This window comes from Clostridioides sp. GD02367 (genome assembly GCF_045900275.1).
GTDB lineage: Bacteria > Bacillota > Clostridia > Peptostreptococcales > Peptostreptococcaceae > Clostridioides > Clostridioides difficile_A.
Genome location: NZ_JBJODK010000002.1, coordinates 371054 through 389895, shown reverse-complemented (window position 1 = coordinate 389895; position 18842 = coordinate 371054). Strand labels below are relative to the sequence as shown.

Here is an 18842-nt window from a genome sequence, read left to right as displayed (position 1 = left end):
TCCTTCTAAGCCTCTTGACATGCTTCTTCTTTAATTATTTCAAAAACATTATCTGGACACACTTGATAGCAAATTCCACAAAGTATGCATTTACTTTCATCAACTTCTACATGAGCATATCCTTCTTTATTTATGTTATCTGATATTTTTAATGCTCCTTTTTTACAAGATATAACGCAGTATTCACAACTTTTACATCTCTCTGCGTTTATTTTTAAGCTCATATCTACACCCCATTTCGTAATATTTCTACCTATTATCCAATGCTTGGTTCTTCTTTAAAATTTAATATTTCCTTCAAAACTGCTACAAATTTTTGGTTTTCTTCCATAGTTCCAATACTTACACGTGCATGTGTAGCACTTGGTCTTATTACAAACCCTCTTTTTTTCAAATCTTCAAATAGCTTTGGTACATCTGTCTTCATGTCTACATAAAGGAAGTTTGATTGTGAATCAACAACATCAAATCCCATTTTTGTAAACTCTTCTTTAAAATAAGCCATTCCTGCTCTATTCAAGTCATATGTTTCTTTTATAAATTCATCATCATCAAGTGCTGCTGTTGCTCCACTTATGGCAACACGATTTGCAGAGAAAGGCTCTTTTACTGTAAATAAAGTTCTTATTATCTCATCTTTAGCAATACCATACCCGACTCTAAGACCTGCAAGACCGTATATTTTAGAGAAAGTCCTTGTTACTATAACATTGTAATTTTCTCTTACATACTTAAGTCCATCTACATAATTAGGTACTGTTAAAAATTCTATATATGCTTCATCTAATATAGTTATAATGTTTTCAGGGACTTTCTTTAAAAATGCTTCCAACTCTTTATCATCCACAATTGTTCCTGTTGGATTATTAGGATTACATACACATATTAATTTTGTTTTATCTGTAATTTTATCTAATATACCTTGTAAATCATACTTATAATCTTTTGTTAAAGGTACTTCTACTGGTATTCCTTCATTTTTTACAGTTGCAGTTCTATATGATGGGAATGTTGGGTCACAGTATATAACCTCATCTCCTCTATTTATAAAAGCTTCACCTATTAATGTGATAACGTTATCCGCACCATTAGCAACAATAAAGTTTTCTGGTTTTAAATCTAGCTTGTCAGCTAATTTTCTTCTAAGTTCATTAGCTTCTGGTTCTGGATAAAGTTGACCTTGTTTTAACATTTCAATCATAGCTTCCATTGCTTTTGGTGATGGACCTAGAGGATTTTCATTTGAAGCTAGTTTTATTATTTCTTTTACACCATATTTCTCTTTAACTTTTTCTATTGGTTCACCTGGAACGTATTGATGTAACTCTTTTACTGTATTTCTCAATAATTTTTCTATCATTTTTTAAAAGCCCCCTCTGTATATGTATTTTCATTTATATAAACGCCATCGCGTCTACTTACTTTAATATTTTAAAATTAATCATCTATTTAAATCTCTTTTAACTAAGCATTTCTTTGATTTAATTCTTCTCTTATTTGATTTAGTTTCTTATCACTTACTGGATATAAGATGGCTATAACAACAGCTATTATTAAAGGTATTGCCATAGAATAAGAAATCATGTTTATGAAGCCACTTTTAACTGCTTCTGTAACTACCATATCAGCTTGATATCCCATTGAATTCATCAAAACTGTTCTTATAGTAGTTGCAAGTAACACGCCCACTTGTATTGCAACTGGATATAATGACATACTTAAACCAGGTAAATCTTTTCCTGATTTCCAATGTCCATAGTCACAAGAACCAGCAAAGAAGTTAAGGTTTATTATTGATACTACATTTGCAAAACCACCACCAATTGCCAGTAACATAGTTACACCTAAAGTAGTTTTTCCCCAAGGAGTCCATGCAACTAATAAGTGACATATTGCACATATAGAAAAAGAAATTATTGAAGCTAGTTTTTGTTCTCTACATATTTTTATAAATATTGGTGCGAAGAACATGAACGCTACACTTACTAAAGGCATTATTGATAAAAATACGGCTAACCCACGTTCATCTTCTATTACATATTTAAAATAATATGGAGCTAAAGGCCCTAGACCTATAGATCTTATACATATAAGAAATTCTAGACAAAATGCCATCATAAGTGGAACATTAGTAAATAGAGCTTTTGCCATCTCACTTGCTTTAATCTTTGGTTTTTCTTCTTTTTGAAGAACCTCATCTTCTGCACCAGATTTTATTATCTCTGTTGAAGAAAACCAAAATACTAAAAGACATCCTGCTGCAAAGAATAAATAGGTACCTAGATAACCCATTCCTTCTCCACCTAATACATCTGCAAATAAAACTAATAATAACGGATATGAAAAACCTACTAAAAATTTACCGACTTCTTTAAATATGTTTGTAGTAGTTGAACCTATAACTCTATCTTTAGGTGTTTTAGCTACTACAGGGTAAATAGCATAAATTATAGTAAAAACTACTTGTTGAGCACAAGATGCTATTAATAATAAAGCGGTCATTAAAGGTAAAAGTAATGCTGGACTTATTTTCATCAATGGAACTATGAAAAATATCCCATATGTCAATGCCAATGCTGCGGGTGTATATCTAAGCCATGGGTAATATTTTCCTTTTTTAAATGGTTGCTTGTCAAATACTGTACCTGTTATAGGAGCTACAGCAATTTTTATGAAAGATTGTACAATTTGCATACCACCTGCCATAATTACACCAAGCTTTGCTACATCAGTTAAAAAGATATTTGTTACTGTTGATACAAAATAACCTATAAAATTGTATGCTAGGTTTATAGAACTTGAATATGTGTATATTGCTCTTTTCTTAGGGTCTCTCATATCATCTCTAAAATTTGATATAAGGTTTCCTTTTGGTTTGCTTTCTTGACTACTCACATCTACCCCTCCCTTATAAAATTTAATTACTTTTTATTATTCACGTATAATATTTTATATTCTGAATCTTTTCCTTTTTCTTTTTGATTCAGTTTATTTTTTTATATGTGTATAATTTTAATTTAATTATATTCTCAAAATTCATAATTGTCAAACACTTTTTTATTTTTATTTTCCGCCTTTAAAATTAACTGAAAAGCTGATTTAACTTAATTTAAGTTTGTTTTTTATTGTTTTGCTGTTTTAAAACATCATAAAAACATATATTTCAAATTATTTTATCAAATTTTTGATAATTTTAAATTTCAATAAATTTATTCAAGAATAATTTATTCAAGATTTTTTTATACTACATCTAGATATTAAAAATATTTTTTTCTCTTTTAAATTTCTTTTATTTTTATACATGTACTATTGATTTAAAAATAAAAGCATGTTACAATTACAAAAAGAATCTATCAGACAAACATCATTATAAATATAAATTTCAGAATTTTCAATTTTTTCTTTTTATGTAATTCTACATAGTACTATAAGTTATTATAACTATACTAATCCAAAACTAATAAAAATAAATATTGTGCTACTTTTACATAAAATATATTTAAAATATATTTTATAAATTTTATTAAAATATTTTATAAAGGAGAAGAAACTATGTTACTTTTAATTGCTACGTGTGCAGTGTACATATGGATTGGTTTTTATTTTTCTAAAAAAGTTAAAACGGCATCTGATTTCCTAATTGCAGGTAGAAATCTTCCTTTACCCATACTCGCCGCAACTATCGCTGCTACATCTTTTGGAGGAGGATGCTTAGTAGGTGGAGTTCAATGGGGAGCTGAAAGAGGGTTATGGGTTGGTATGTACTCTACTATAGGTGCGGCTTTGGCTTGTTTTATAAACGCATTTTTTGCAGGAAAGTTAAGGAGTTTATCTTGTGATATAACACCTGCAGACTATATTGAAACTAGATATGGTCATAGTGTATTTTTAAGAACTTATCAAAGTCTTGTGACACCAATATCAATATTAGCCATCATGGGCAGTCAATTAATATCTTTTGGTTCTGTATCTACTGCATTTGGCATCCCTTATGATGTAGCAGTAATTATAGGAGTCATAGTAATCATTATATATACTTATACATCAGGAATGTGGGGAGTTGCAGTATCAGCTTTTATTCAACTTGCTATTTGTATAGTATTTTTACCAATAGTGGCTTATATAAGCTTAAAATTAGTTGGCGACAACCCTTTACTTATGTTACAATCAATGGTAAAAGAACCATTCTTTCCAGGAAATAAATCGATTAGTGATTTTATGTATACAGTTTTACCATTAGTTTTAGGCTCAATATTTTCTTATGAAAGTTTTTTAAGATATCAATGTGCTGATAATGCTAAAAATGCAGTTAAAAGTAGTATAATTGCAGGATTTATACTATTGTTTCTTGCTTTTCCTATAGGAATAATTGGAGCTATTGGTGGTAGTTTATTTCCAAACATATCATCTGTCCAGGTTTTACCTCAAATGATATCAACAACTTTACCACCTTTAATTTCTGTATTATTCTTAGCTGCTATATTAGCTGCCATAATGTCTACTGCAGATTCATTAATGACTTCAATGAGTGCTATCATATCAAGAGATATTTACAACAAATTATTACATCCTGATATAGAATTTAATGATTTGAAAAATACTTTAAAATATTCTCAAATTGCTTCAGCTTTAACAGCTGTAGCAGGTGCAATTATAGCACTTAAATTTGATAGTTTATTAGAATTATTATTTTGGCCAGCACCATTATGTACAGGTGTAATATTTGCACCATTTGTAATTGGCCTTTGCTGGAAAGGTGCTACAAAAAAAGGTGCTATCTATGCTGTTATAGTAAGTATGATATTGGCATTATTAAATATGGTTGGCATTCTTACTGTCTTTGACAGAATTTTAATTCCTATAATAGGTGGTTCTATTACAATATTTATAGTTAGCAAATTTTCAAAAAAAGATTGAAAAGAGAGGTATATACAGTAAATATGTCAAAATCAGAAAAAGGAAAAGAGACAAAAGCTAGTATTGTAAGTGCTGCTAGAGAATTATTTTTTGAACAAGGTTATCATAAAACGACAACTAGGCAAATTGCAGAAAGAGCTAATATAAATTTAGGTCTAATAAGTTATTACTTCTCAAGTAAAAGCGAAATAGGGGCTATAATATATGAAGATATAAGAGACGAAATGCAGTCTTTAATCTATAATTATCATGAAGAAGGTACTATGATGATGTTCTTTCTTGCCATGAACGCTGACCTTTGTTTTCTTCTAAAAAATGAAGCGTATAGGAATTTTTATTTAGATATAGCTTATGAAGAAGCTATTTTAAGCTATCAACGAAGTGTAACTGAAATGGTAATGAAGAGATATGTTAATGATAAAGAATCTATAGAACATGACGAGTTAATACTTTCTTGTATTGGTATACTTGCCATGAAACCTGAGATAATTAGGGTTTATATTTCACACAAGTATGATATATCTTCTCAAGCTGTAATAAGATATTTTACAAAACAATTCCTCATTAACCTTGGTCATAGCACTGATTTATGTGAAGATATTTTAGAAGAATTGAGTAAATACTATATAGATATAGTTGATAACTTCACACCAATAATAACTCGTATAAGAACTTAATAAAACTTTATTGAACTTTTAGAGACTGAAATATTAGAATCATAATTAGATTTTAGGATTTCAGTCTTTATTATATTTAAAGATATTTTTTAATATTTTTTCTTAATACCATAAGTACCTACACAATCATATCTATAAACTTCTTTATCCATAAATTCCAGAGACGCCACTCATGACCTCCAACACACTCTTCATATATAACATCTACATTTAAAGACTCTGCATATTTCTTAAATGTCTGATTATTTTCATATAAAAAATCCCTATCACCACAGAATTGATAAATTTTAGGAATATCTTCATTTCTTTCTTTAAGTTTCTTAAGTATGTAAAGTAAATCGTTATCACTATTTCTAGCATCCTCTGGTCTTCCAAAATCATGAAATAGAATATCTGCATTAGTTTCTATTTGTTGATTTTCTAACTCATGAATCATGTCAGGTGAACCAGAAAAACTTGCAACTGCTGAAAATTCTTTTGGTTTTGAAAGTGCTAACTTTAACGCACCATATCCACCCATAGACATGCCAGCTACAAAATTATCTTCTCTCTTGTCTGATAAAGGAAATATAGCTCTAACAAACTTAGGTAATTCCTCACTTACAAAAGTAAAATACTTGTGCCCATACACCATATCTGTATAAAAACTAGTTTCTACTCTTGGTATTACAAGAGCTATATTTTTATTTTTAGCATAATGTTCCACATTAGTATATCTAATCCATGAACTTTGGTCATCTTCTAAACCATGAAATAAGTATAATGTTTTAAACTTACCCTCAAAGTCATATATCTCTTTACCACTAAAAAGTTCTTTTCCATTTGCTACAGGTAAAACTACAATTACATCAGTTTCTCCTCCTGTATATTTAGATTTAAATTTACATTCTATAAACGCCACAAAAAACACCTCTTCTATAATGATTTTATATCTAAAAAGCACCAAGAGTTTAAGCTTCTCAGTGCTTTAAAGATTTCTTAATTTATATATTTTTAATTACACATAATATCTGTTTTGGCTACATATAATCGGAGGTATCTGTTGGTAATCCCTTTTTATCCAATTTACCTTCAACAACATCTTTAATTATAGAATAAATTACAGCAAACATTGGAACTCCTATAACCATTCCAACAAACCCTAATAATTTTCCTGCAACCAACAATGAGAATAAAATCCAAAATGCAGATATACCAATTGAATCTCCAAGTATTTTAGGCCCTATAATATTTCCATCTATTTGTTGTATTATTAATATAATTAACAATAACCATAAAGCTTTTATAGGAGATACAAACAATACTATTAGTGTTGATGGTATAGCTCCAAATAAAGGTCCAAAGAAAGGTATTATATTTGTAATACCAATTATAACTGATATTAATAATGTATATGGCATTTTAACTATTGTAAGTATTACAAATGTTAGAATACCTATAATAAATGAGTCTAATATCTTCCCACCTAGAAATCTTCCAAATGTATAATTACTTCTATGAGTCAATTCTAAAATTCTCGCAGCTTGTGTTTCTGTAAATACTGCATAAGTTATTTTTTTACTTAATCCATAGAATTTTTCTTTATCGATTAGTAAATACACTGAAACAATTAATCCTAAAACAATATTCCATATACTAGAAGCTACATTCTTTAACATATTTCCTAATATCGGTATTAAATCAGTTACAAATTTTATAATATATGCAACAAATTCATTCCATTTATCTACTGCTAAATTAAAATATTGTTCATCAAGATTTAAATCAGTCATTAATTTATCAATAAGCTTAGTTGCATTATTTACATACATAGGTATATCATTTGCTAGTCCAACAATACTCTCAATTACTTGAGGCAACACGAAATACATAAATAAGTAAAGTATCAATGCGGCTGTTGCATATGTTAATAAAAGACCCAGTCCTCTTTTTGATTTTTGTTTTAGGTTTTTTAATTTCTCACTTTTTATAAAAACTCTATCTTCATAAAATTTCAAAATAAAATTAAGAAGATATGCAATAGCAAATCCTATTATAAAAGGCTGTAAAGTTGTAAATATAGCATCTAAATTATTAGAAAACACATCGATTTGTGATGATACTAGATAAAATATAATACTACAAGCAGCTATTATAAATGTATAAATTGCTATTGTTGTGTACTTTGTATTCCAATTAATTTTCATTTTTTCCTCCTTATTTCTATATAACTAAATTTTATCACAAAATCACTACTTTTATAACAAATATACCAAATTAAAATTTTAAATTCTATAAAGTATAATTAGAATACAAGTTCTCAATTTTATTTATATTCATCTTTTTACAATATAATCTACATTATTTTTTTTAGAATCTTAATTAATTTATCATTATATGGTGCATATCTGATAGGAATATCTAATTTTAATTTCTTTAAGACACTCTTATAGTGAGTAAATGTATCAAACCCAGCTTTTCCATGATATGAACCCATTCCGCTCTCACCAACTCCACCAAATGGCAAGTAATTTGTAGCTATATGTGTAATTGTATCATTGATACAACATCCACCTGCTGGAATCATTTCTAAAATTTTATTTTCTAGCTTCTTATCTTTTGTAAAAATATAAAGTGCCAATGGATTTGGTCTTTGTATAATTTCTTGTACAACTTCATCCAAGTCTTTATAAATTAAAATAGGAAATATAGGTCCAAATATTTCTTCCTTCATTATATTGTCATCCCAAGTAACATCATTTACTATAGTTGGCTCTATTTTTAATTTCTCATTATTATAATCTCCACCATATACTACTTTATCTATATCGATAAGAGATACTATGCGATTAAAATGTCTTTCATTTATAATTTTAGGAAATTGTTCATTATTACATGGATTATCTCCAAAATACTTAATAATATAGTATTTTATTTTTTCTATTAATTCATCTTTCCTATCTTCATGTACTAATACATAATCTGGCGCTACACAAGTTTGCCCTGCATTTATTAGTTTTCCCCATGTAAGCCTTTTTGCAGTAAGGTCTATATCTGCATCTTTTAAAATAATACAAGGGCTTTTTCCTCCAAGTTCTAAAGTTGTAGGAGTCAAATACTCTGATGCTGATTTCATTACTATTTTGCCAACATTAGTGCTTCCTGTAAAAAATATATAATCAAACCTTTCTAATAATAATTTTTCACTTTCTTCTTGACCACCTTGAACAACTGCAACGTACTCTTTTGAAAAAATCTTTTCAATTATCTCTTTAACTATACCAGATGTTGACACAGAATATTCAGATGTCTTTAATATAACACAATTACCTGCTGCCACTGACCATACTAATGGTATAAGTGCTAATTGAAACGGATAATTCCAAGGTGACATTATAAGTGTAACACCATAAGGTTGTGGAATAATCTTAGATACAGATGGAAAGTTAACCATACTTGATTTAACTCTTTTTGTCTTACCCCATTTTCTTATATTTTTTATAGCAAAATCAAGTTCACTATAAAACATACCTACTTCTGTCATAAAACCTTCAAAATTTGACTTATTTAAATCTTTCTTTAATGCCAAAAGTATTTTTTCTTCATTTTCTAATACAACTGACTTCAATCTTTTTAACTTTTCTAGGCGAAATGATATATCTCTTGTTTTTCCTGTATTATAATATTGCCTTTGAAGCATCACTAACTTATTTATATCCATTATTTAAAATCCCCTCTTGAAGAATTTTTCTATTTTATATTGTAGATAAAATTCTATATACTTTTATTTTACCAATTTATATTCTAAGAAATTCACATAAATATAACATAAATTTATCAATAAAAAAAGCCCCTTTAATTAAATAAGTAGGCTAGTAATCATATTTTAAAATTGAATGATTTTTAAATTATAACACTATAATGAACAATCAAATTATAGGTTATCATTCATAAAATTATTTTGTAAATATTCTATAATGTATTTTTATAACATCTCATATTTAAAGATACTTATAAATTTATACTTTTAATATTGTCTAAATATTCAAGTATTGGCTTTAAGTATTCTTTATCACACCATTCAAAACTTTCTCCTGACAACAATGGCGCTTCTGCTGGTTTAAGTCCTTTACGCTCTTGTTTGGCTATAGCTTTTTTTAAAAAACCACAAAGTACACTATCTAACCATGACATTTTTGTTTCATTCCATTCTCCACGGCAATAAAAACAAGGAATTTCATTTAATTCATCTTTAAGGTTAGCTTCTCTTAATTTTTTTAATACTTCATCACTATATGGGGATGCTCCTACACCAAAAACTATTAGATTTTTTCCTTTTAATTCTTCATAATGCTTCTTTAGAAAAGAAATCCCTGCTATATTACAAGCATAAAGACCTCCTCCTAAGATAATAGTATCGTATTTCATAATTTTTTCTATGTTTATATCTTTAATCTCAAAACTATCACAAATCAATAATTCTGAAAGCCATTTAGCATATTTTTTTGTTGCTCCATATTTACTTTTGTAAATCACTACTGTATTTTTCATAAATTATCTCCTTTTGATGCCATACCAAGTTGATTTTTTACTTTTCTATCTTATAAATTATTGTCTTCTACATAATCTCTTACATACTCAATTCCTCTGCTTAATTTCATAATCCCAGAAAATAATTGTTCTACCTCTTTTTCTGTAAAATCTTTAAATAAAAGCTCTAATACTTTAATTTGCATATCTCTTACTCTTTCTGAATACTCTTCTACTCTATCCTTTGTTAAAAGGCAAGTAGCTCTTGAATCTTTTTCATTTTTTTCAATTTGTACAAACCCCTTTTTTTCTAAAGCAACAGCTAATTTCTTTACATTTTGTCGTGAGCATCCCATAAGCTCTCCAAGCTTAGTCAATGTCACAGTCTCATCTATAGATTCTGCAAGTGCTAAAAGTAACCATTGTTTCATTGTAAGTTCTGGGTCTAACTTGTCACATGCAGTTTGAAGTTTATTTTGCATTACAAATAGATTTGCAAATATAGCTTGTTTCCTACTCTCATCATCCACCACAATTTTTTTCATTAAAGTTTCTATATCCATTTTTTGTCCCTCTCTATATGCTAATCCTCAAACTTTCCATCACTATTTACAAATAGTAATTAGTTACTTTTTATTATAGTAACTAATTACTATTATGTCAATAATTTTATATTTGTTGCTTCTTTATTCATTATATCACGGAATTTTAATTACAACTTGCTATTGTAATTAGTTATTTTAATTCTTTACTTTACAATCTAAAATGTTGTACAATTTTTTTGTGTAAACACAGTAATATTGTTATTATTATTTAGGTTATAGATTGCCTTTTTCTCAATACTTTGTTTAATCAAATAATATGTTATTATATTCTTTTCTTTCATATTTTCCACAGTACATCATAAATATAATTTCCAAAAAATGTATTGAATATACATATTATAATATATATTAATTACTATCACTTTCTCCTATTGATGACAAATATACTAATTTAATAGTTATATTGCATATGAATCATTCAAAAAAATATGTATGTTATATATGAATAGTAAAATACACCTGTATTTTCTATAATCATAATGTAAGTTTTGATTTTTCATAGAACAATTATCATATATAAAAAGGGTTCTTAAGAACCCTTTTTATATATTTATATTTTATGAGTATAATTTAACTCATATTTAAACTATTTGCATTAAATACATTTTAAGTTATATTAATTTTTTAAAATCTACTCTAAAACATATTTTCTGTACTTATTAAACTCTATATCACTACATTCAACATCTAAAACGGTTCCTTCTTCGGTATATTCTGTACTTATTATGCTTGCATTATCATTAAAATAAGATGCTATATAACCCTCACTGTATGGGATTAAAATCTTACATCTTATATAATCCTTAAATATACTATCACAAATACATTTTATCATTTTGTCCATATTTATATCTTTTTTTACTGAAACAAAGATTCCATCTATATCGTCTACAATATTATTTAAAACTTCTTCACCTATTAAATCAACTTTATTGTATACATTTATCATAGGTATACAATCAGCACCTATCTGTTTTAAAGTATCTTCAGTTACTTTAATATGATTTTTGTAGCTTGGATTTGAAATATCAACAACATGTAATAATATATCTGCTTCACATGCTTCTTCTAAAGTTGACCTAAATGCCTTTACTAAGTCATGTGGAAGATTGCTTACAAACCCAACAGTATCAGATAATAAAAACTCTTTGTTATTTGAAAGAACTATATTCCTAACAGAAGTCTCTAACGTAGCAAATAGCATATCTTTCTCAAAAACTTTCTTTTCTTCAGAATTTTTAAATGTATCCACTAATTTATTCATGATTGAAGATTTCCCAGCATTTGTGTACCCAACTAAAGCAACATTTGGGAGATTTGATTTTCTCCTCATACTTCTTTGGGTTTCTCTTTGAAATTTTAAATCATCAAGCTCTTTATTTAGAAAAGTTATCTTTTCTTCTATTCTTCTACGGTCAAGTTCTAACTTTTTCTCACCAGAACCCCTATTTTTAGTACCAACACCACCACTTTGGCGTCCTAAATTTTCATTTGAACCTATAAGCCTTGGTAACATATATTTTAAACTAGCAACTTCTACTTGAAGTTTAGCTTCTCTAGTTTTTGCCCTCTGTGCAAATATATCAAGTATTAATGCTGTCCTATCTATAATTTCGCAATTAAATTTTTCTTCAAGGTTTTTGAGTTGTGATGTAGAAAGTTCATTGTAAAATACTACTATATCTGTATTTTCTTTCTTTATTAAGTCTAATAACTCATCGACTTTACCTGTACCAATGTAATATGCTCTATTGACTTGCTTTGCATTTTGAATTATACTTCCCACAACATCAATATCACATGCTGAACACAAGTTTTTAAGTTCAATCATCAGTTCATTAAAATCCTCAGATTTATTATTTATGTTTAGTCCTACTATTATTCCTTTTTTCGCCATATCCATATTCTCCTTATCTGCTATTTTTATTTAATATATAGCACGAGATTATGGCTCTATAATTAAATTCATTAAGAATTATACCTTTATTTTATCCTTAAATGACACTTCTAATTTAACATTATAATAACCATAATCGTGCATTATTTTCTCAATCTTATAGAAAAAATCACTTTCATACACCCCCTCTCAATTATATTATGTAGTTTTTTCAATAAAAAAACTCCTTACAAATCTAAGTAATACAAACAAGCTACTTATATCATAAGAAGGATTAAAATTCTAAATATATATTAAAAATATGCCAATTTAATTGACTAACATGTAATTATCATATTATATTTAACCCAATTCTTAAATTTAAGTAGTTTTTACATGATTAATAAAAGTAATAGAAATATACACTTTTATACAATCAACAACTATTAAAATTAAATTTTATTTATAATAAAATTTAAAGAATACGATTAAATATACATTTTGATAACCACCTCCAACATTTTCCTTATTACATAGTATAATAAAATACATACTTTGTAAAGACATAAAATAATAGATAAGACTATACTTATAAAATATAATCTTATCTATTTAGCTTATCTTAATAAATTACATATCTGTTCTAAAACAATTTTTTGTTACATTGCTTCATCTTCTTCAAATTGAGAATTATAAAGATTGGCATAGAATCCGCCTTTCTTTAGAAGTTCCTCATGATTTCCTTGTTCAACTATGTCTCCTTCATTCATAACAAGAATCATATCAGCATCACGTATAGTTGATAATCTATGAGCTATAACAAAACTTGTTCTACCTTCCATAAGATTATCCATAGCTTTTTGAATCAATACTTCTGTTCTAGTATCAACAGAACTTGTAGCTTCATCTAATATTAATATTTTAGGGTCAGCTAAAATGGCACGAGCTATAGTCAATAATTGTTTTTGACCTTGAGAAACGTTACTTGCTTCTTCATTTAGTTTCATCTTATATCCATCTGGCAATGTCTTGATAAATCTATGAACATGTGCAGATTTAGCTGCCTCTATAACTTCTTCATCTGTAGCATTTAATTTACCATATCTTATATTCTCCATAATGGAACCACTAAATAACCATGTATCTTGAAGAACCATACCAAACATTTCTCTGAGTTCACTACGATTGAAATCTTTAATATTATGACCATCAATCAGTATTGCACCACTATTAACATCATAGAACCTCATTAAGAGCTTAACTATTGTAGTTTTACCTGCTCCTGTAGGCCCAACAATGGCAACTTTTTGGCCTGGTTTAACATTTACAGAAAAATCATTTATTATAGTCTTGTTTGAATTATATCCAAAGTTGACATTTTCAAAATCAATTTTGCCTTCTAAACCATCTATTGAAACTGCATTTTCAACAATTTGGTCTTCTTCTTCCTCTTCTAAAAACTCAAATACTCTTTCAGAAGCTGCTGCTGTTGATTGTAGCAAGTTAGCAACCTGTGCAATCTGAGTCATAGGTTGTGTAAAGTTTCTTACATATTGTATAAATGATTGTATGTCCCCAACTTCAATTGTTTTCTTAATCGCAAGCCAACCTCCTAAGATTGAAACCATTACATATCCTAAGTTTCCAATAAACATCATAAGTGGTTGCATTATCCCTGATAAGAATTGAGATTTCCATGCTGAATTATACAAATTATCATTTAATTTATCAAACTCTTCTATTACTTCTTCTTCACGGTTAAATGCTTTTACTATTGTTTGACCACTGTAAGTCTCCTCAACCTGACCATTTACATTTCCTAAATATTCTTGTTGAGACCTAAAGTATTTTTGTGATTTCTTTACTATTCTCGAAATTACAAACATTGATATTGGCAATATTAAAATTGCTACCAATGTCATAATACCACTTATGGATAACATCATTATCAAAACACCTATCATAGTTGTCACTGATGTTATAAGTTGTGTCATACTTTGATTTAAACTTTGGCTTAAAGTATCTATATCATTTGTAATTCTTGATAATATTTCACCATGTGTCTTAGTATCAAAATATTTCATTGGCAATCTATCCAATTTTACTGAAATCTCTTTTCTTAAATTATAGGATACTTTTTGAGAAATTCCACTCATTATAAATCCTTGTACAAAAGAGAATAATGCACTTATCAAGTAAAGGCAAAGTAAAAATACCAAGATTTTTCCAATTGCATTAAAATCTATACCTACATTACCTCCAGAAACTTTGCTCACTAATCCTTCAAATATCTTTGTAGTTGCCTTACCTAAGATTTTTGGACCTACTATGGAAAATGATGCACTTCCAATAGCAAATACAATTACCAAAATTATTGATATTTTAAATTTAGATAAATAAGCAATTAGTTTTCGCATAGTTCCTTTAAAATCATTTGCTTTTTGACCTGCTCCCATAGATTTTCCCATAGGGCCTCTTCCCATTCTACTCATTATCTAGCTCCTCCTTTGAAAGTTGTGATAAAGCTATTTGCTCATAAACTTCGCAATTTTTTAGAAGCTCTTTATGTGTTCCTATTCCAACTATTTTTCCTTCATTTAGAACAACTATTTGTTCTGCATGTAGGATTGTGCTAATTCTTTGTGCAACTATTAGTACTGTACTTTCAGCAGTTTGCGATTTTAAAGCCTTACGAAGAGCTGCATCAGTCTTTAAGTCAAGAGCTGAAAAACTATCATCAAATATATACACTTCTGGATTTTTTGCTATTGCTCTTGCTATAGAAAGTCTTTGTTTTTGACCTCCAGATACGTTTGTTCCACCTTGAGAAATTTCAGTTTTGAAAGCTTCTGGTTTAGAATCAATAAATTCTGTAGCTTGAGCTATTTCAGCTGCAGTTCTCATTTCTTCATCTGTTGCGTCTTTTCTACCATATTTTAAGTTGGACTCTATAGTACCAGAGAATAATATTCCTTTTTGAGGTACATACCCAATTTTCTCTCTTAAGTCATGTTGAGAAACATTTTTTATATTAACTCCATCAAATAATATTTCTCCTTCTGTAACATCAAAGAAACGAGGAATTAAGTTTATAAGAGTCGACTTACCACTACCAGTACTTCCTATAAATGCAGTTGTTTCTCCTGGTTTTGCTGTAAAAGATATATCTGTCAATATAGGTTCTTCTGCATCTGGATACATAAATGAAACATTTTTAAATTCAACAAGACCTTTTTTATCTTCTTTAAATTCTTGCACTTCTGTTTTTTGAGGGTCTTTAATACTTATATCTGATACTATTACTTCATCTATACGTGTAGCTGAAACAGATGCTCTTGGAAGCATAATAGATACCATTGATATCATCAAGAATGACATTATTATCTGCATTGTATATTGTATAAATGCCATCATATCTCCAACTTGCATTGCCCCAGAATCAACACTATATGCACCTCTCCAAACTATAAGAACTGTGATAAGGTTCATTATAAGCATCATAGCAGGCATCATACATGTCATAACTCTATTTACAAAAAGATTTGTTTTAGTTAAATTTGTATTTGCTTCATCAAATCTTTCTTCTTCATGTTTTTCAGTACTAAAAGCTCTAATGACTGGTATACCAGTTATTATTTCACGGCTGACTAAGTTTAACTTATCAACAAGCTTTTGAACTAGTTTAAACTTAGGCATAACCACTGAGAATAATACTACTATTAATGATAAAATAGCAACTACTGCTACTGCTATAATCCATGCCATTGAAGTATTTGTATTTAGAACTTTTATTATTCCACCTATAGCCATTATAGGTGCATAGAATACTATTCTAAGTAACATAACCATCAACATTTGAATTTGTTGAATATCATTTGTACTACGAGTAATTAATGAAGCTGTAGAAAATTCATTCATCTCAGTATTTGAGAATGACATAACTTTTCTAAAAACTCCACTTCTTAGATTTCTACCAACACTTGCTGCTACTCTTGCTGCTAAGAATCCTACTGTTATTGTAGCTACCATACTAACCATAGCTATACCAAGCATTTTAGCACCAGTAAGTAATATATAATTATTTTGAGTTTTTTCTGTATCAATACCTATTTTCTCATACTCTGCCTTTACATATGATACCGAACTTTGTGTTATCATACTTTCTGGCATACCTTCAAAACCTTTACTCATCTCTTTAGTTAATGTTTCTAATTGCTCTTTTGGCATTGCAGATAACAACTTAAACATATCGATATCTCCACCTTGAGTAGCTTGTGGTGGAAGTTGGCTCATTAGTTGAGCTTTCATCGCTTTTACTTCTTTACTATCACCTTCAAGTCCTGCTACTATTAAAATGGCTTTACCAAAGATAGAATTTAAATCATCTATAGTATCTTCATCTTTAGTATTTAACTCATAAAGAGATTCATCTTTTAGACCTGGATACTTATCTTTATACTTACTATAATCTTCTTTATTCAATAAAGTATAGTTATCTAATACTTTATCCTTACTACTTTTATCCATGAATAAAGTAATTTTATCTAACTCTCCCTTTCTAATCACAGATGGAACAGAGTTTTCTACTCCACCTTGTTGTATACCTATATTTACTATATTGGATGTGTATTCTGGTAAAGAAAGGTCACATACTGCTTGAACTACCAATAGACATACTATTACCACTATTGATAATGCTGACTTCTTTAAATATTTAATTAATTTAAACATACATTTCTTCCCTTCTGTAATATTAATTAGTCTAATGACATTAAATTGAAAAATATTATTTTAAAATTTAAAAATATTTTTCATCCTCATGTTTATGACATCCTGCTTTTAAATTATCTCTTACTTGCATTAGGAGTCTTCTAAGTACTATCTTTTCTTCTTCACTAAATCCTAAAAAGAATTCTCTTTCTAATTCCTGATTAAATTCTTCAACTTTATTACATGTTTCTAAACCTTTATCTGTCAAAAAAATTCTAGACACTCTTTGGTCCTTCTCATCTTGTTTTCTTTCTACGAGTCCAGCTTTTTCCATTCTTTTTATCATAACTGTAGTAGTGGATGCTTTTACTTTTCTTTTATCTGCTAATTCTTTTTGACTTTGCCCATTCTTCATCTTTAGTGAAAAAAGTATTTGTGGCTGACCATGATATAAGCCTAATTTATCAAAATAAAAATGAGTTCTTATAAAATATATTCGCATTAATTGCAAGAAAACATCATTCAATTTTTCTTCAGAATTATTATTCATACTTCCCCTCCTTATTTTTATATTACTTAGTCGGCTAAGTGTTATTCTACTATATCATATACTTTTTTTCAATATATTTATAAAAAATTCATATAAATTTCATTTATTAAATGTTTTCGTATAGTTTAGTTATAATTTTAATAATTAATAGTAAGTTTTTTAATTAGCTAGCTACTTATAATTTTTTTTATTAGAAAGCTTAAAATAAACCTTTTCATATATTTTCAAATAAAAAAGTTGTTCCAAAATAAACTTGAAACAACATTTTATTTAACACTGTATTATTGCTTATATACTACTATAATATTTTATTTGTCTTCATACCCATTTACAACAGTATCTAATTTTCCGGTTTCTGGTGATATTATTAGACCATGTACAATAATTCCTTCAGGAATCAAAGGGTGTCCTTTTATTAAATTAATACTATCTTTTACAGATTCTTCCGCAGAATCAAATCCATGTAACCATTGCTTGGTATCAATTCCAGCACTACGAAGTGTAAGTATTACATCTTTAGATATCCCTCTATCTAAAATTTTGCTAAGTAGTTTATCTGTGTCAACATTACACATACCACATCCATGATGCCCTACAACTATAACCTCATCTACATCAAACTCATAAATTGCAACTAAAATACTTCTCATAATACTGCCAAACGGATGCATTATAGTAGCTCCTGCATTTTTTATTAGTTTTACATCTCCATTTTTTAAATTCATAGCTTTAGGCAAAAGTTCAGTTAATCTTGTGTCCATACAAGATAAAACTACTATTTTTTTATTTGGATGTTTTGATGTAGCATACTTTTCGTATTCTTTGTTCTCTACAAATGATTTATTATAGTCTAATATTTCTTCTAATTTTCTCATATGTACTCTCACTCTCTTTAAATTTTTTTATTATTATATCATTATTGAACTACAATATATATACATATAATGTAATTTATAGGGTATTAAATATTTTTATAAAATTATCACTCTTAGATAAGA

At 28.1% G+C, this 18842-nt stretch carries 15 protein-coding genes; 2 read left to right on the top strand and 13 right to left on the bottom strand.

Annotated elements, in window-relative coordinates:
* Positions 1-5: 5 nt before the first annotated feature.
* The 3 genes from Q3223_RS03705 to Q3223_RS03695 form a co-directional block, all read right to left on the bottom strand.
* Positions 6-224, bottom strand: coding sequence for a 4Fe-4S binding protein (locus Q3223_RS03705; protein WP_021385063.1), 219 nt, complete (start codon positions 222-224; stop codon positions 6-8).
* Positions 225-256: 32 nt separating this feature from the next.
* The gene (gene hisC, locus Q3223_RS03700) at positions 257-1360 is read right to left on the bottom strand and encodes a histidinol-phosphate transaminase (protein ID WP_054276961.1); all 1104 of its coding nucleotides are present in this window, start codon (positions 1358-1360) and stop codon (positions 257-259) included.
* 104 nt (positions 1361-1464) lie between these two features.
* Positions 1465-2895 (bottom strand): MFS transporter, encoded by a 1431-nt coding sequence (locus Q3223_RS03695; protein WP_054270669.1) that lies wholly within the window; start codon positions 2893-2895, stop codon positions 1465-1467.
* A gap of 657 nt (positions 2896-3552) precedes the next feature.
* Between Q3223_RS03695 and Q3223_RS03690 the strand changes: the two genes are divergently transcribed.
* Both Q3223_RS03690 and Q3223_RS03685 read left to right on the top strand, forming a co-directional pair.
* The gene (locus tag Q3223_RS03690) at positions 3553-4917 is read left to right on the top strand and encodes a sodium:solute symporter family protein (RefSeq protein WP_054270670.1); all 1365 of its coding nucleotides are present in this window, start codon (positions 3553-3555) and stop codon (positions 4915-4917) included.
* A gap of 23 nt (positions 4918-4940) precedes the next feature.
* A complete protein-coding gene (locus Q3223_RS03685; protein WP_054270671.1) occupies positions 4941-5594 on the top strand; it encodes a TetR/AcrR family transcriptional regulator in 654 nt (217 codons plus the stop codon).
* A 118-nt stretch (positions 5595-5712) separates the two neighbouring features.
* Here the strand turns inward: Q3223_RS03685 and Q3223_RS03680 are convergent, their stop codons facing one another.
* The 10 genes from Q3223_RS03680 to Q3223_RS03635 all read right to left on the bottom strand — a co-directional run bounded on the left by Q3223_RS03680 (position 5713) and on the right by Q3223_RS03635 (position 18719).
* On the bottom strand, positions 5713-6495 hold the full coding sequence (locus Q3223_RS03680; RefSeq protein WP_054270672.1) for an alpha/beta hydrolase family protein: 783 nt from the start codon (positions 6493-6495) through the stop codon (positions 5713-5715).
* 118 nt (positions 6496-6613) lie between these two features.
* Entirely contained in the window at positions 6614-7780 is a 1167-nt protein-coding gene (locus Q3223_RS03675) for an AI-2E family transporter (RefSeq protein ID WP_054270673.1), read from the bottom strand.
* A 149-nt stretch (positions 7781-7929) separates the two neighbouring features.
* Entirely contained in the window at positions 7930-9294 is a 1365-nt protein-coding gene (locus Q3223_RS03670) for an aldehyde dehydrogenase (protein WP_223152882.1), read from the bottom strand.
* A gap of 290 nt (positions 9295-9584) precedes the next feature.
* Positions 9585-10124 carry a flavodoxin domain-containing protein gene (locus tag Q3223_RS03665; RefSeq protein ID WP_407811661.1) on the bottom strand — a complete coding sequence of 180 codons (540 nt, stop codon included), beginning with the start codon at positions 10122-10124 and terminating at the stop codon, positions 9585-9587.
* A gap of 50 nt (positions 10125-10174) precedes the next feature.
* Positions 10175-10666 carry a MarR family winged helix-turn-helix transcriptional regulator gene (locus Q3223_RS03660; RefSeq protein WP_054270676.1) on the bottom strand — a complete coding sequence of 164 codons (492 nt, stop codon included), beginning with the start codon at positions 10664-10666 and terminating at the stop codon, positions 10175-10177.
* Positions 10667-11339: 673 nt separating this feature from the next.
* The gene (hflX, locus tag Q3223_RS03655) at positions 11340-12605 is read right to left on the bottom strand and encodes a GTPase HflX (RefSeq protein WP_176702534.1); all 1266 of its coding nucleotides are present in this window, start codon (positions 12603-12605) and stop codon (positions 11340-11342) included.
* 638 nt (positions 12606-13243) lie between these two features.
* The gene (locus Q3223_RS03650) at positions 13244-15076 is read right to left on the bottom strand and encodes an ABC transporter ATP-binding protein (protein WP_054270678.1); all 1833 of its coding nucleotides are present in this window, start codon (positions 15074-15076) and stop codon (positions 13244-13246) included.
* Complete coding sequence (locus Q3223_RS03645) at positions 15069-17315, bottom strand: ABC transporter ATP-binding protein (protein ID WP_074179746.1); 2247 nt, start codon at positions 17313-17315, stop codon at positions 15069-15071. The genes Q3223_RS03650 and Q3223_RS03645 overlap by 8 nt, the downstream gene beginning before the upstream one ends.
* 67 nt (positions 17316-17382) lie before the next feature.
* A complete protein-coding gene (locus tag Q3223_RS03640; protein ID WP_054270680.1) occupies positions 17383-17844 on the bottom strand; it encodes a MarR family winged helix-turn-helix transcriptional regulator in 462 nt (153 codons plus the stop codon).
* Positions 17845-18152: 308 nt separating this feature from the next.
* Positions 18153-18719 (bottom strand): carbonic anhydrase, encoded by a 567-nt coding sequence (locus tag Q3223_RS03635; RefSeq protein ID WP_054270681.1) that lies wholly within the window; start codon positions 18717-18719, stop codon positions 18153-18155.
* Positions 18720-18842: the final 123 nt, after the last annotated feature.

Bases quoted from the DNA above. Each gene is read 5' to 3' on its own strand.
- Q3223_RS03640 (WP_054270680.1), bottom strand. From the start codon at position 17,844: ATGAATAATAATTCTGAAGAAAAATTGAATGATGTTTTCTTGCAATTA.
- hisC (WP_054276961.1), bottom strand. From the start codon at position 1,360: ATGATAGAAAAATTATTGAGAAATACAGTAAAAGAGTTACATCAATAC.
- Q3223_RS03675 (WP_054270673.1), bottom strand. From the start codon at position 7,780: ATGAAAATTAATTGGAATACAAAGTACACAACAATAGCAATTTATACA.
- Q3223_RS03665 (WP_407811661.1), bottom strand. From the start codon at position 10,124: ATGAAAAATACAGTAGTGATTTACAAAAGTAAATATGGAGCAACAAAA.
- Q3223_RS03705 (WP_021385063.1), bottom strand. From the start codon at position 224: ATGAGCTTAAAAATAAACGCAGAGAGATGTAAAAGTTGTGAATACTGC.
- Q3223_RS03635 (WP_054270681.1), bottom strand. From the start codon at position 18,719: ATGAGAAAATTAGAAGAAATATTAGACTATAATAAATCATTTGTAGAG.
- Q3223_RS03650 (WP_054270678.1), bottom strand. From the start codon at position 15,076: ATGAGTAGAATGGGAAGAGGCCCTATGGGAAAATCTATGGGAGCAGGT.
- Q3223_RS03685 (WP_054270671.1), top strand. From the start codon at position 4,941: ATGTCAAAATCAGAAAAAGGAAAAGAGACAAAAGCTAGTATTGTAAGT.
- Q3223_RS03645 (WP_074179746.1), bottom strand. From the start codon at position 17,315: ATGTTTAAATTAATTAAATATTTAAAGAAGTCAGCATTATCAATAGTG.
- Q3223_RS03690 (WP_054270670.1), top strand. From the start codon at position 3,553: ATGTTACTTTTAATTGCTACGTGTGCAGTGTACATATGGATTGGTTTT.
- hflX (WP_176702534.1), bottom strand. From the start codon at position 12,605: ATGGCGAAAAAAGGAATAATAGTAGGACTAAACATAAATAATAAATCT.
- Q3223_RS03660 (WP_054270676.1), bottom strand. From the start codon at position 10,666: ATGGATATAGAAACTTTAATGAAAAAAATTGTGGTGGATGATGAGAGT.
- Q3223_RS03670 (WP_223152882.1), bottom strand. From the start codon at position 9,294: ATGGATATAAATAAGTTAGTGATGCTTCAAAGGCAATATTATAATACA.